Annotated in this window: 13 protein-coding genes; 10 read left to right on the top strand and 3 right to left on the bottom strand. The window is 58.0% G+C overall.

All coding sequences use genetic code 11. From position 1 onward, the window contains the following. Positions 1-48: 48 nt before the first annotated feature. Entirely contained in the window at positions 49-912 is an 864-nt protein-coding gene (locus FQK12_RS18175; RefSeq protein ID WP_004855510.1) for a YicC/YloC family endoribonuclease, read from the top strand. Positions 913-985: 73 nt separating this feature from the next. Here FQK12_RS18175 and FQK12_RS18170 read toward each other — a convergent pair whose 3' ends face one another. Beyond that, the gene (locus FQK12_RS18170) at positions 986-2245 is read right to left on the bottom strand and encodes a chloride channel protein (protein ID WP_014227253.1); all 1260 of its coding nucleotides are present in this window, start codon (positions 2243-2245) and stop codon (positions 986-988) included. 274 nt (positions 2246-2519) lie between these two features. On the opposite strand from FQK12_RS18170, the gene FQK12_RS18165 reads away from it, so the two are divergent. Beyond that, a complete protein-coding gene (locus tag FQK12_RS18165) occupies positions 2520-3137 on the top strand; it encodes a trimeric intracellular cation channel family protein (RefSeq protein ID WP_014227255.1) in 618 nt (205 codons plus the stop codon). 5 nt (positions 3138-3142) lie between these two features. Here the strand turns inward: FQK12_RS18165 and ligB are convergent, their stop codons facing one another. After that, complete coding sequence (gene ligB / locus FQK12_RS18160) at positions 3143-4819, bottom strand: NAD-dependent DNA ligase LigB (protein WP_014227256.1); 1677 nt, start codon at positions 4817-4819, stop codon at positions 3143-3145. 257 nt (positions 4820-5076) lie between these two features. On the opposite strand from ligB, the gene gmk reads away from it, so the two are divergent. The 7 genes from gmk to fpr all read left to right on the top strand — a co-directional run bounded on the left by gmk (position 5077) and on the right by fpr (position 13014). Continuing rightward, positions 5077-5700, top strand: a complete 624-nt coding sequence (gene gmk / locus FQK12_RS18150) for a guanylate kinase (protein ID WP_004106926.1) — start codon at positions 5077-5079, stop codon at positions 5698-5700. Between the two features lie 54 nt (positions 5701-5754). Then, positions 5755-6030 carry a DNA-directed RNA polymerase subunit omega gene (rpoZ, locus tag FQK12_RS18145; RefSeq protein ID WP_004106927.1) on the top strand — a complete coding sequence of 92 codons (276 nt, stop codon included), beginning with the start codon at positions 5755-5757 and terminating at the stop codon, positions 6028-6030. A gap of 18 nt (positions 6031-6048) precedes the next feature. Further along, positions 6049-8169: a bifunctional GTP diphosphokinase/guanosine-3',5'-bis pyrophosphate 3'-pyrophosphohydrolase gene (spoT, locus tag FQK12_RS18140; protein ID WP_014227257.1), complete on the top strand. Its 2121-nt coding sequence runs from the start codon at positions 6049-6051 to the stop codon at positions 8167-8169. A gap of 164 nt (positions 8170-8333) precedes the next feature. Beyond that, positions 8334-9023, top strand: coding sequence for a tRNA (guanosine(18)-2'-O)-methyltransferase TrmH (gene trmH / locus FQK12_RS18135; RefSeq protein WP_004855515.1), 690 nt, complete (start codon positions 8334-8336; stop codon positions 9021-9023). A 2-nt stretch (positions 9024-9025) separates the two neighbouring features. After that, positions 9026-11107 carry an ATP-dependent DNA helicase RecG gene (recG, locus tag FQK12_RS18130; RefSeq protein WP_014227258.1) on the top strand — a complete coding sequence of 694 codons (2082 nt, stop codon included), beginning with the start codon at positions 9026-9028 and terminating at the stop codon, positions 11105-11107. A gap of 53 nt (positions 11108-11160) precedes the next feature. Then, positions 11161-12171 (top strand): class II fructose-bisphosphatase, encoded by a 1011-nt coding sequence (gene glpX / locus FQK12_RS18125; protein WP_014227259.1) that lies wholly within the window; start codon positions 11161-11163, stop codon positions 12169-12171. 96 nt (positions 12172-12267) lie between these two features. Further along, the gene (gene fpr / locus FQK12_RS18120) at positions 12268-13014 is read left to right on the top strand and encodes a ferredoxin--NADP(+) reductase (protein WP_014227260.1); all 747 of its coding nucleotides are present in this window, start codon (positions 12268-12270) and stop codon (positions 13012-13014) included. Here the strand turns inward: fpr and FQK12_RS18115 are convergent, their stop codons facing one another. Next, a complete protein-coding gene (locus FQK12_RS18115) occupies positions 13015-13443 on the bottom strand; it encodes a DUF805 domain-containing protein (protein ID WP_004126694.1) in 429 nt (142 codons plus the stop codon). Positions 13444-13555: 112 nt separating this feature from the next. Here FQK12_RS18115 and FQK12_RS18110 point away from each other — a divergent pair, with 112 nt between their 5' ends. After that, positions 13556-14155 (top strand): DUF1454 family protein, encoded by a 600-nt coding sequence (locus FQK12_RS18110; protein WP_004855520.1) that lies wholly within the window; start codon positions 13556-13558, stop codon positions 14153-14155. The last annotated feature ends 93 nt before the right edge of the window (positions 14156-14248 follow it).

Raw genomic sequence — 14248 nt, 5'->3', positions numbered from 1 at the left:
CTCGAAAGCTATAATCCACCCCACTCTCCTTTAAAAACAGGAACGTCTATGATCCGCAGTATGACCGCCTACGCCCGGCGTGAAATCAAGGGTGAATGGGGTAGCGCCGCGTGGGAACTGCGCTCGGTAAACCAACGATATCTGGAAACCTACTTCCGCCTGCCGGAGCAGTTCCGTAGCCTGGAGCCCGTGGTGCGTGAACGTATTCGCTCCCGTCTGACCCGCGGTAAAGTCGAATGTACCCTGCGTTTTGAGCAGGACCCGAGCGCGCAGGGTGAGCTGATCCTTAACGAAAAACTGGCAAAGCAGCTGGTTAACGCCGCCAACTGGGTCAAAATGCAGAGCGACGAAGGCGAAATCAATCCGGTAGATATTCTGCGCTGGCCTGGCGTGATGTCGGCCCATGAACAGGATCTGGACGCCATTGCCGCCGAAATTCTGGGCGCGTTAAACGGTGCGCTGGATGACTTTATCATCGCCCGCGAAACCGAAGGACAGGCGCTGAAAGCGCTGATCGAACAGCGTCTCGACGGCGTGACGGCCGAGGTGGCTAAAGTACGTGCCCATATGCCGGAAATTTTGCAGTGGCAGCGCGAACGTCTGGTTGCCAAGCTGGAAGATGCGGAAGTGCAGCTGGAAAACAACCGCCTCGAGCAGGAGCTGGTGCTGATGGCGCAGCGTATAGACGTCGCCGAAGAGCTGGATCGTCTGGAAGCGCACGTGAAAGAGACGTGGAATATCCTGAAGAAGAAAGAAGCGGTCGGTCGTCGCCTCGACTTTATGATGCAGGAGTTCAACCGCGAGTCGAACACCCTGGCGTCTAAATCAATCAATGCCGAAGTGACGAACTCCGCCATTGAGCTGAAAGTGCTGATCGAACAAATGCGCGAGCAGATCCAGAACATAGAGTAACGGTTTTTCGCTCGCCAACCCACGCACGGACAAAAGGCCATGGTAAATCATGGCCTTTTATTTTCGCTGCGTTTCAGAAGGCGTAGTTCTTATCCAATATCCGGCAGGTTAAAAATGCCCCTGCGGCGCACAGCAGCGTGGGGGCCAGATAGCTGTGATCCATGTGGGTGAACTCCATCACCAGCGCGACCGCCGTGAGCGGCATCTGCATGGATGCAGCGAGAAACGCCGCCGCGCCGACGAGAGCAAAACTGCCGTAATCTCCGCCGGGAAGCAGCTGTTGCCAGAGCATACACAGCAGCAGGCTGGTCAGGCCGCCGACCGCCAGCCCCGGCGTCAGCAGGCCGCCCTCCGCGCCGCCGCGCAGCACCGCCAGAATCACCACCATTTTCAGCGCCAGCAGCATCGCCGCCCCGGGGAAACCCAGGTCATCGCTGAGAGCCAGCTGCATAGGCCCTTTACCGTTTCCCGGAAGCTGGGGGAAATAGAGGCTGAGGACGGCAAGCAGGGAAAACGCCAGCAGACAGAAAACCGGCATCTGCCAGTTGCTTCGAACGCCCGAGCGGGCCGTGCTGGTCGCTTTGCGAAAGAGCCAGGCCCCGGCGCCAAGAATGGGGCCGGCGATGATCGCCCACCAGAGAAATGAATGCGGCAGGATGTCGGAAGTAAAATGGTATTGCGATTCCTCGCCTAACCCGAGCGTTGCCGTCCACGCGGCAATCGCCGAGGTGATAATCGCCGCCAGCGTTTTTTCCCAGCTAAACGACAGCAGCATTACCTCAAGGCTGAATAACGCACCGGCCAGCGGAACGTTATACACCGCCGCCAGGCCCGCACCGGCGCCGCAGGCAACCAGCGTTCGGGTTTCATCCGCCATCAGTCCCAGCTTACGCGCCACCATCCCTGCCCCCAGCGCGCCCATTTCCCGCGGAGCCACCTCGCGGCCAAGCGGAGAGCCCAGCGCCACGGTGACGATCTGCAACAGGGCATGAATCGTTGTGGTACCCGCAGGCATTGCCACCGAAGGATTCGCCACCGCTGACGCTATTGAGACTCGCTTCTGCCCATAGCGTCCAAGGAGCCACCAGCCGAATCCTGCGATGGCTCCCCCCGCGACGATTGCCGAGAAGCGACGAGGCCAGGATGAATCCGTGACGCCCTGTAGAAATGACTCCGCGCTCATGATCTGCCCGGGGCTGTAGCCAAAGGCCAGGTGCTGAATCGCATGTAAAATCAGCGCCAGAACCATGCCTGAGAGGCCGGCAAGCAGCCCCGTCAGCACAACGGCAATCAGGCGGGTGAGATAGTTTTTATTGCCAGCTGCTGCAGTCATTTTCTCAGGCCCTGAAGGAGGAAAATAAAAGGATAAAGGTCGAGAGTTAAACAACAGGTATTCATCGCGTTTTCAATATCGATACGCATCGACGGCTTTCACATTACTTTTTATAATCACTAAAAATGAATAAATGACAAATGAACCGTTAAATTCAGCCGATTTAAACCGATCGTGCATTAGTTTAATCAGGTTAAATTCATTCACTTTAGAAAATCTCAATCGTGATCTTGCGCACAAATCGTTAACCTTCCGCCATCACCGTGGGGGATTTATGCTGCTTCATATTCTTTATCTGATTGGGATTACGGCGGAAGCCATGACCGGCGCGCTGGCTGCCGGGCGCCGCCGTATGGATACGTTTGGCGTCATTATCATTGCCACCGCGACGGCCCTCGGAGGCGGTTCAGTGCGCGATATTCTGCTCGGCCACTATCCTCTGGGCTGGGTGCAGCACCCCGAGTACGTCATTATTGTCGCCATTGCTGCGGTCCTGACCACGATTGCCGCGCCAGTGATGCCGCATCTGCGCCGTCTGTTTCTGGTGCTTGATGCGCTCGGCCTGATCGTGTTCTCTATCATTGGCGCCCAGATCGCGCTGGATATGGGCCAGGGCCCGGTCATCGCCTCCATTGCCGCCGTGATCACCGGCGTCTTTGGCGGCGTGCTGCGCGATATGTTCTGCAAGCGTATCCCGCTGGTGTTCCAGAAAGAGCTTTACGCCGGGGTGTCATTCGCCGCCGCGATTTTATACATCGCGCTTCAGCATTACGTCAGCAACCACGATGTGGTGGTGATCTCCACCCTGCTGTTCGGCTTTACCGCCCGCATGCTGGCGCTGCGCTGGAAGCTGGGCCTGCCGGTATTTAACTACAACCATAGCGCACATTAATGCTTTCAGAATCCCGGAACGCGTTGCCCGCTTAGCCACTTCGCCAGTGCGGCAACATCCGGGTGATGTAAGAACGTCACCAGCTGCCGCGCTCTTTCCGCCCCGATCCCCGGCAGGCGCCGCCACTGCTCTTCGTTTCGCTCCTGCATCCGTTGCCAGTCATCCTCCTTCAGCCGGGCAAACGCCGTCTTCGGTATAGGGACTCCCATCGCCTGGATCCAGCGCAGAAAAGGCCGTTCGCGCGCAAGATTGAACTGGTGCCACAGCCTCTGCCCGCGCTGCGTTGAGACCCCCGGTATAGCTTGCAGCCGCTCCGGCGTAAACGCCAACCATGAAAAGAGATGCTCCATGCTGCGCGCGTCATGCAGGGACCGCCATAGTGCTTCTCCCACGCCGTCAATATCAAGAACCGATCGGGATGAGAGCCAGACCAGCCGCGAAAGAAACTGTTCCGCACACTCGGGCGTGGCAAAATAGCAGGTTAAGGCATTGAAACGCGCCGCCGGTGGCTGGGGTTTATTACGCTGAGCCGTGCGCCAGACGACCGAATCGATGCGCGGTATCCCCTGCCCGGCAAGGCTGATTTGCAGCTGGTCGCCAATACCGATATCCAGATTGTACCAGCGGGATACCGAACCGACGCTCACCCGCTGCACGCGCTTATCGTCCAGCATCTGCGGCTCCAGATGCGCCACCACGGCTATTTTACCGCTGCGCCCAATGCTAAAGCTGATACGGCGAACCTCCATGACGCGTGAGGCGGGCGGGTATTTCCAGGCGATGACCCAATCGCCCTGACCCGGAACCCAGAAGCGTCCGGGAGATGCTTTTTCCCGCCGCACTACGACGCCATCGCTGGCAAAAGGCAGCGGTGAAGTGAACCAGCGCTGGCGCCACTGTTGAACCTGCTGCGCATCCGCGACAGGGTGCGAAAAAAGCGCGCTGTAAAGAAAGCCGCCCTGCCGCAGCAGCGCCAGCCGCTGTTTCATATCCTGCGGCCCATCGGGCCATGCCCAGATAAAGAGACCCAGCTGATTAAGATCCGCCGCAGCCTGCTGGCGCATCATCATGCCGGCAACTTTTGCCCGCGCGTTCATGCCGCCCATCTGTTTTTGCACGTGCCCCTCGCGGAGCAGGAACAGCTCACCCTGTAGAACGCTATTCGCCAGTACGCCGTCAGAGACTTTAGGCACGGAGGGGATCTGCAAGACCCTGGCCGTCCAGTCTTCCCCGGCCAGGCCATTACCCCGGCTTATCGCCTGGGTCAGACGCCCCTGCCGATACACGAGCGTGACCGCGACGCCATCGACTTTAGGCTGTACCCACAGGCCGGATTGACCGCGCATCCAGCGCGCCACGTCGGCTTGATTTGCCAGTTTACGCACGCCGGTGTGCGCCACCGGATGTCTGGCCTCCCCTTTTAGGGGAGGAGACGCATCGTGAGCGGGAGCCTCGCCGGTGAAGCAGCGCCGCCAATAAGCCAGCCGCTCCGCAAGCTGATCATAGACCTCATCGCTTACCGTACTGCTCCCCTGCTGCCAGTAGGCGTTTTTCCATTCCGTTATCTGCTGGCTGAGACGTTCAATCTCCCGATCGGCCCTGGCCTGCGGCCACGCGGGGCAGGCTGCCTGCCCGTATCCCACCAGCATCCACAGCACCAGCGCCCAGACTCCTTTTTGCATCGCGATGCCCTCCTGTTTTCTCGTCGGCAATTGTGCCGCAGGCTTATTTTCATCGGCGAGAGGGGATTTTTAACGCTGCGAGCATGCTTCCGGCTTTTCTGCGTTGTTTCTGCAACGCACGGAGAAATCAGGAAAACAGCAAGCAAAATGAAAGAAAGAACGCAAAAAGTGTGACAGGGACTGCGTCACGCTGCGCCGCCGTGTATAATAGGCTCGTATGTAAGCTCTATTTCGACCACCACATACAAAAGACACTCATGGCTCAAGGCACGCTTTATATTGTTTCCGCCCCTAGCGGCGCGGGTAAATCCAGCCTGATTCAGGCTTTATTAAAAACCCAACCGTTATACGACTCTCAGGTTTCTGTTTCGCATACCACGCGCGCTCCGCGCCCGGGTGAAGTGCACGGTGAACACTATTTCTTTGTGAATCACGACGAATTCAGGACGATGATTGGCGAAGACGCTTTTCTTGAACATGCAGAAGTCTTTGGCAACTATTACGGCACCTCGCGCGAAGCTATCGAGCAGGTACTGGCGACCGGCGTCGACGTCTTCCTTGATATCGACTGGCAGGGCGCGCAGCAAATCCGCAACAGAATGCCCGGCGCGCGCAGCATTTTTATCCTGCCGCCGTCAAAAGATGAGCTTGATCGTCGCCTGCGCGGCCGCGGTCAGGACAGCGAAGAGGTTATCGCAAAACGTATGGCGCAGGCAGTTGCAGAAATGAGCCATTACGCGGAGTATGATTACCTGATTGTGAATGATGATTTTGATACCGCGCTGAGCGATCTGAAAATTATTATTCGCGCCGAACGTCTGCGCATGAGCCGCCAAAAGCAGCGACATGGCGCTTTAATCACCAAACTGTTGGCAGACTGAACCCACATTCAGTATCATGCCCAGTCATTTCTTCACCTGTGGAGCATTTTAAGTATGGCACGCGTAACTGTTCAGGACGCTGTAGAGAAAATTGGTAACCGTTTTGACCTGGTACTGGTCGCCGCGCGTCGCGCTCGTCAGATGCAGGTAGGCGGAAAGGATCCGCTGGTACCGGAAGAAAACGATAAAACTACCGTTATCGCACTGCGCGAAATCGAAGAAGGTCTGATCAACAACAAGATCCTCGACGTTCGTGAGCGCCAGGAACAGCAAGAGCAGGAAGCCGCTGAATTACAAGCCGTTACCGCTATTGCTGAAGGTCGTCGTTAATCACACTGCGGGTCGCCCTTGTATCTGTTTGAAAGCCTGAATCAGCTGATTCAAAACTACCTGCCCGAAGAGCAAATTAAACGTCTTCGGCAGGCTTATCTCGTTGCACGTGACGCTCACGAGGGCCAGACACGTTCAAGCGGTGAACCCTATATCACGCACCCGGTAGCGGTAGCCTGTATCCTGGCCGAGATGAAACTCGACCATGAAACGCTGATGGCCGCTCTGCTGCACGACGTGATAGAAGATACCCCCGCCACCTACCAGGACATGGAGCAGCTTTTCGGTAAAAGCGTTGCTGAACTGGTAGAGGGGGTGTCAAAACTTGATAAGCTTAAGTTTCGCGACAAGAAAGAGGCCCAGGCTGAAAACTTTCGCAAAATGATTATGGCGATGGTGCAGGATATCCGCGTCATCCTTATCAAGCTCGCTGACCGCACCCATAACATGCGCACGCTGGGCTCATTGCGCCCGGATAAGCGCCGCCGCATCGCCCGCGAAACGCTGGAAATCTACAGCCCTCTGGCGCACCGTTTAGGTATCCATCACATCAAAACCGAGCTCGAAGAGCTGGGCTTTGAGGCGCTGTATCCTAACCGCTACCGCGTCATTAAAGAGGTGGTTAAAGCGGCGCGCGGCAACCGTAAAGAGATGATTCAAAAGATCCTCTCCGAAATCGAAGGGCGCCTGCAGGAAGCGGGAATTCCCTGTCGCGTTAGCGGTCGCGAAAAGCATTTGTACTCCATCTACTGCAAGATGGTGCTCAAAGAGCAGCGCTTTCACTCGATTATGGATATCTACGCTTTCCGCGTGATTGTCCATGATTCCGACACCTGCTATCGCGTGCTTGGCCAGATGCACAGCCTTTATAAGCCGCGTCCGGGTCGCGTCAAAGACTATATTGCCATTCCAAAGGCGAACGGCTATCAATCTTTGCACACCTCGATGATCGGCCCGCACGGCGTCCCGGTTGAGGTACAAATTCGTACCGAAGACATGGACCAGATGGCGGAAATGGGGGTGGCGGCGCACTGGGCTTATAAAGAGCACGGCGGCGAGAGCAGCACCACGGCGCAAATCCGCGCCCAGCGCTGGATGCAGAGCCTGCTGGAGCTCCAGCAGAGCGCCGGTAGTTCATTTGAATTTATTGAGAGCGTGAAATCCGATCTGTTCCCGGATGAGATTTACGTTTTCACCCCGGAAGGGCGCATTGTCGAACTGCCCGCCGGCGCGACGCCGGTGGATTTCGCCTACGCGGTGCATACCGACATCGGCCATGCCTGCGTCGGCGCCCGCGTCGACCGCCAGCCGTATCCGCTGTCGCAGTCGCTCTCCAGCGGCCAGACGGTGGAAATCATCACCGCGCCGGGCGCACGTCCGAACGCCGCATGGCTGAACTTTGTCGTCAGCTCGAAAGCGCGCGCCAAAATTCGCCAGCTGCTGAAAAATCTTAAGCGCGACGACTCCGTAAGCCTCGGGCGCCGCCTGCTCAATCACGCCCTCGGCGGTAGCCGCAAGCTGGCCGAGATCCCGCGAGAGAACATTCAGCGTGAACTTGAGCGCATGAAGCTGACCACGCTTGACGATCTGCTGGCCGAAATCGGCCTCGGCAACGCCATGAGCGTCGTGGTAGCAAAAAACCTGCAGCAGGGTGAAACCACCGCCGTGCCTGTACAGCCAGCGCCTGTCGGCCATAATCATCTGCCGATTAAAGGCGCGGATGGCGTGCTGATCACCTTCGCCAAATGCTGCCGCCCGATCCCCGGCGACCCGATTATCGCGCACGTCAGCCCGGGCAAAGGCCTGGTTATTCACCATGAGTCCTGTCGTAACATTCGCGGCTATCAGAAAGAGCCGGAGAAATTTATGGCGGTCGAGTGGGACAAAGAGACAGCGCAGGAATTTATCACCGAAATCAAGGTGGATATGTTCAACCATCAGGGTGCCCTGGCAAATCTTACCGCGGCGATCAACACCGCTTCTTCCAATATTCAAAGCCTGAATACGGAAGAGAAAGATGGCCGCGTTTACAGCGCCTTTATTCGCCTTACCGCGCGCGACCGCGTGCATCTGGCGAATATCATGCGCAAAATTCGCGTCATGCCGGATGTAATAAAAGTCACCCGTAACCGAAACTAGCTCTTCCACAAAATCATTCGAATTGCGTCAAGGCGGCAAGCGAATGACAAATCTGCCGGGAGCAGATTTGAACGCTGCTTACAGCGGCCCCGTAAAGGGCAAGGCCCAGGAATGGGCCGCGTAATCCGCAGCGATTAAAGAGTCATTCGAAGGATGGAAGTATCATGAATTTACAGCGTTATGCGCGTATCTGCGAGATGCTCGCCAGGCGCCAGCCTGACCTGACAGTCTGCATGGAGCAGGTCCATAAGCCTCATAACGTCTCTGCGGTCATTCGTACCGCAGACGCCGTTGGCGTGCATGAAGTGCACGCCATCTGGCCAGGTAGCCGTATGCGTACCATGGCCTCCGCGGCCGCCGGCAGCAATAGCTGGGTGCAGGTCAAAACCCACCGTACTATTGGCGAGGCTGTCACGCATTTAAAAGGCCAGGGCATGCAGATCCTGGCGACCCATCTCTCTGATAACGCCGTCGATTTCCGTGAAATCGACTATACCCGTCCCACCTGTATCCTGATGGGGCAGGAGAAAACCGGCATTACGCAGGAAGCGTTAGACCTGGCGGACCAGGACATCATCATTCCGATGATTGGCATGGTGCAGTCGCTGAACGTTTCCGTCGCCTCAGCGCTTATCCTCTACGAAGCCCAGCGCCAGCGGCAGAATGCCGGCATGTACCGGCGCGAGAACAGTATGCTGCCGGAAGAAGACCAGCAGCGCCTGCTGTTTGAAGGCGGCTATCCGGTGCTGGCGAAGGTCGCTAAACGCAAGGGACTCCCCTACCCCCACGTCAACGAGCAGGGCGAAGTCGAAGCCGATGCCGCGTGGTGGGCCACCATGCAGGCGGCGAAGTAATCATGCAGGGCCGTCTGCTGGATGCGGTGCCGCTCAATTCCCTGACGGGCGTTGGCGCGGCCCAGAGCAGTAAGCTGGCAAAAATCGGCCTGCATACGGTACAGGATCTGCTTCTGCACCTGCCGCTACGCTACGAAGACCGCACCCATCTGTATCATATCGGCGAACTGCTGCCCGGCGTTTACGCCACCGTTGAAGGCGAAGTCCTCAACTGCAACATCACTTTCGGCGGCCGCCGGATGATGACCTGCCAGATAAGCGACGGCTCCGGCATCCTCACCATGCGCTTTTTTAACTTCAGCGCGGCGATGAAAAATAGCCTGGCAATCGGGCGCCGCGTGCTGGCCTACGGTGAGGCGAAGCGCGGTAAGCACGGGGCGGAGATGATCCATCCGGAATATCGGGTTCAGGGCGACATGAGTACCCCTGATTTACAGGAAACGCTGACCCCGGTATATCCCACCACCGAAGGCATCAAGCAGGCTACGCTGCGTAAGCTCACCGACCAGGCGCTGGAGCTGCTTGAAACCTGCGCGATCGCCGAACTGCTGCCGCCTGAGCTGGCGCAAGGGATGATGAGCCTGCCGGACGCCTTGCGCACGCTGCATCGCCCGCCGCCCTCTTTACAGCTTAGCGAGCTGGAAAGCGGCAAACATCCGGCTCAGCGGCGCTTAATCCTGGAAGAGCTGCTGGCGCATAACCTCAGCATGCTGGCGCTGCGGGCAGGCGCCCAGCGCTACCACGCCCTCGCGCTCAGCGCTAACGACACGCTAAAAGATAAGCTGCTGGCCTCCCTCCCCTTTACGCCGACCGGCGCGCAGGCGCGCGTCACGGCTGAAATCGAGCGCGATATGGCGCTGGACGTGCCGATGATGCGTCTGGTGCAGGGGGACGTGGGCTCCGGTAAAACCCTGGTCGCCGCGCTTGCCGCCCTGCGCGCCATCGCCCACGGCAAACAGGTGGCGCTGATGGCGCCGACCGAGCTGCTGGCTGAACAGCACGCCAATAACTTCCGCAGCTGGTTCGAACCGCTGGGCGTTGAGGTGGGCTGGCTGGCTGGCAAACAAAAAGGCAAAGCGCGCCTGGCGCAGCAGGAGGCTATCGCCAGCGGACAGGTACAGATGATTGTCGGCACCCACGCCATCTTTCAGGAGCAGGTCCAGTTTAACGGCCTCGCGTTGGTGATTATCGACGAGCAGCACCGTTTTGGCGTCCATCAGCGGCTGGCGCTGTGGGAGAAAGGGCAACAGCAGGGATTTCACCCGCACCAGCTGATTATGACCGCCACGCCGATTCCGCGTACCCTGGCGATGACCGCATATGCCGACCTCGACACCTCGGTCATCGATGAACTGCCGCCGGGCCGAACGCCGGTTACGACGGTGGCCATTCCGGATACGCGACGCAGCGATATTATTGACCGCGTACGTCACGCCTGCACTCACGAAGGTCGCCAGGCCTACTGGGTTTGTACGCTGATTGAAGAGTCGGATCTGCTGGAAGCTCAGGCGGCGGAAGCCACCTGGGAAGAGCTGAAGCTCGCCCTGCCGGAGCTGAATATCGGCCTGGTGCACGGGCGTATGAAATCCGCCGAGAAGCAGGCGGTAATGAGCGCGTTCAAGCAGGGCGAGCTGCATCTGCTGGTCGCCACCACGGTGATTGAAGTCGGCGTGGACGTGCCCAACTCCAGCCTGATGATCATCGAAAACCCGGAGCGTCTGGGGCTGGCGCAGCTGCACCAGCTCCGAGGGCGCGTCGGGCGCGGTGCGGTAGCCTCCCACTGCGTGCTGCTCTATAAATCGCCGCTGTCAAAAACCGCCCAGAAGCGCCTGCAGGTTCTGCGCGATAGCAATGACGGTTTCGTCATCGCCCAAAAAGACCTGGAAATTCGCGGTCCCGGCGAGCTGCTCGGCACCCGTCAGACCGGCAACGCTGAATTTAAAGTCGCGGACTTATTGCGCGATCAGGCCATGATCCCGGAAGTTCAGCGCATCGCCCGCCATATTCACGAACGCTATCCCCAGCAGGCACAGGCGCTGATAGAGCGCTGGATGCCGGAAACCGAACGCTATTCCAACGCGTAGCGCGAACATCATCTCGCCACGCTGCGCATAATTTTTATTCAGATGAGTGGATTATGAAACGAGAACTGGCCATCGAATTTTCGCGCGTCACCGAAGCCGCCGCGCTGGCAGGCTACAAATGGTTAGGCCGCGGTGATAAAAATACCGCCGACGGCGCCGCCGTCAACGCCATGCGCATTATGCTCAACCTGATCAACATCGACGGCACTATCGTGATTGGCGAAGGCGAAATCGACGAAGCGCCGATGCTGTACATTGGCGAGCGCGTCGGTACCGGCCACGGCGATGCGGTAGATATCGCCGTCGATCCCATCGAAGGCACCCGCATGACGGCGATGGGCCAGGCGAACGCGCTGGCGGTCATGGCGGTAGGCGATAAGGGCTGTTTCCTGAATGCGCCGGATATGTACATGGAAAAGCTGATTGTCGGCCCGGGAGCGAAGGGCACCATCGATCTGAACCTGCCGCTGGCGGAGAACCTGCATAATATCGCCCGCGCGCTGAATAAGCCGCTGAGTGAATTAACGGTCACCATCTTAGCCAAGCCACGCCATGACGACGTCATTGTTGAGCTGCAAAAGCTGGGCGTGCGCGTGTTCGCCATCCCCGACGGCGACGTTGCCGCCTCTATTCTGACCTGTATGCCGGACAGCGAAGTTGACGTCATGTACGGTATCGGCGGCGCGCCGGAAGGCGTCGTTTCCGCTGCGGTGATCCGCGCGCTGGACGGCGATATGAACGGCCGTCTGCTGGCGCGTCACCACGTGAAGGGCGACAGCGAAGAGAACCGCCGCATCGGCGAAAACGAGCTGGCACGCTGTCAGGCGATGGGCATTGAAGCAGGCAAAGTGCTGCGCCTGGACGATATGGCGCGCAGCGACAACGTGGTTTTCTCGGCAACCGGCATCACCAAGGGCGATCTGCTGGACGGTATCACCCGTAAAGGCAATATGGCCACCACCGAAACCCTGCTGATCCGCGGTAAATCCCGCACTATCCGCCGTATTCAATCGATTCATTATCTCGATCGCAAAGACCCGGATATTCAGCTGCACATCCTGTAAAAACATTTGATCAATAGAGCTTTCCAGCCTTTTCGGGCTGGAAATCTGCTCTCGTCGCGGTGAAGATACGTTAACAGGATTGAGAGGAGAGTCGCTATGGCAAACTGGGTTACGGGCAAAGTGGTAAAAGTACAGAACTGGACTGATGCACTGTTTAGCCTCACCGTTCACGCGCCGGTTGCGCCCTTCACCGCTGGGCAGTTTGCCAAACTGGGGCTGGACGTAGACGGAGAACGCGTGCAGCGCGCCTATTCCTACGTCAACGCCCCCAGCAACCCCGATCTTGAGTTCTATCTGGTGACGGTTCCGGAGGGCAAGCTCAGCCCGCGGCTGGCGGCTCTGAAGCCGGGCGATGAAGTCCAGGTAGTCAGCGAAGCCGCCGGTTTCTTCGTGCTGGAAGAGGTGCCGGATTGCGACACGCTATGGATGCTCGCCACCGGCACAGCGATTGGCCCGTACCTGTCAATTCTGGAAGAAGGGAAGGACCTGGATCGCTTTAAAAACCTGGTACTGGTGCACGCCGCGCGCTATGCCGCCGACCTCAGCTATCTGCCGCAGATGCAGGCGCTGGAAGCGCGCTATGCGGGCAAACTGCGCATCCAGTCGGTCGTGAGCCGGGAAACCGCGCCGGGCATGCTCACGGGACGTATCCCGTTCCTGATTGAAACCGGCGCGCTGGAAGAGGCCGTCGGCCTGCCGATGAACGCCGAGAGCAGCCACGTCATGCTGTGCGGTAACCCGCAGATGGTGCGCGACACCCAGCAGCTGCTGAAAGAGACCCGGCAGATGAGCAAGCACCTGCGTCGCCGGCCGGGTCATATGACCGCCGAACACTACTGGTAATCAGGATTCCGCTTTCCAGCGCACGTCCAGCGTCTCTTTACCAAACTTATTCGCGCCCTGGGTACCGACAAACGCGCCCAGGTCGATCAGCATCATGACGATAATCAGCGTCGGTATAAACCGCCCGACGCCCCACTGCCAGACCCCAGGCAGCATCGACCAGTTGCCCGCCAGCAGCATCCACGCCAGAATCATCAGCAGCGCCCAGAGCCCGGATTTACCCCGATCGTGCAGGCGTTTAATGGTCACCGCCGCCGTCGGCCACAGCAGGCACACCAGAATAAAAGCCGCCGTCTGTAAATTGAGAAGGTTACTACCGGCCAGCGTGAACAGCGCGCTCATGGTCATTATCCAGATAGCGATCCAGATCCAGAAGTCGCGACGTCCAATCCGCCCTTTAATTGAGAATAGCCACTGCTGTAGGGTCATGTTTTATTCCTTATCATCATCACCGACGTAGTTTACCCTGAAGGCGTGACTTTTTGACAAGCGTGACGGTTCTCGTTTTAATCGTCAGCAGATAAAAAAAGGGAAGATGGGCATGAAGAAGTGGGCAACCTTATGTTTAATTGGGCTGGCGGCATTATCCGTCGGCCAAAAAGCGTTGTCCGCCGAGTCAGACGCCAGCGCTACGGCGCCCTATCTTCTCTCCGGCGCGCCGGCCTTTGATATTTCCATCAGCGAGTTTCGGGAAAAATTCAACAACGATAACCCGAAGCTATCGCTCAATGAATTTCGCGCCGTCGCCGCCAGCAAAGACCAGGCAAACCTGACCCGCGCCGCCACGAAGATCAATGAGAACCTTTACGCGTCGACCGCGCTTGAACGCGGCACGCTCAAAATTAAATCGATGCAGATCACCTGGCTACCGATTCAGGGGCCGCAGCAGAAAGCGGCGAAAGCGAGAGCCCAGGAGTATATGAGCGCCGTGATGCGCGCGTTCGTACCCACGCTCAGCCTGACGCAAAGCCAGCAGAAGCTGCAGAAACTGCTGACCGCCGGAAAAGGCAAACGTTACTTCTCCGAAACGGAAGGTGCTGTGCGCTATGTGGTGGCGGACAACGGCGAAAAGGGGCTGACCTTCGCTGTTGAACCGATTAAGCTGGCGCTATCTGAAACGCTGGAAAACAACAATAAATGACAAAAAGCAAAGCCTTTCCAGTGATGAATCTCTATACTGTTTCACAGACCATGCTGCCCGCGGGGGCGGCTATATTCCTTAATTCGCTTTAAA

This window comes from Klebsiella sp. ME-303, from assembly GCF_007910085.1.
Taxonomy (GTDB): domain Bacteria; phylum Pseudomonadota; class Gammaproteobacteria; order Enterobacterales; family Enterobacteriaceae; genus Klebsiella; species Klebsiella michiganensis.
This window is presented reverse-complemented; position numbering and strand designations above follow the sequence as displayed.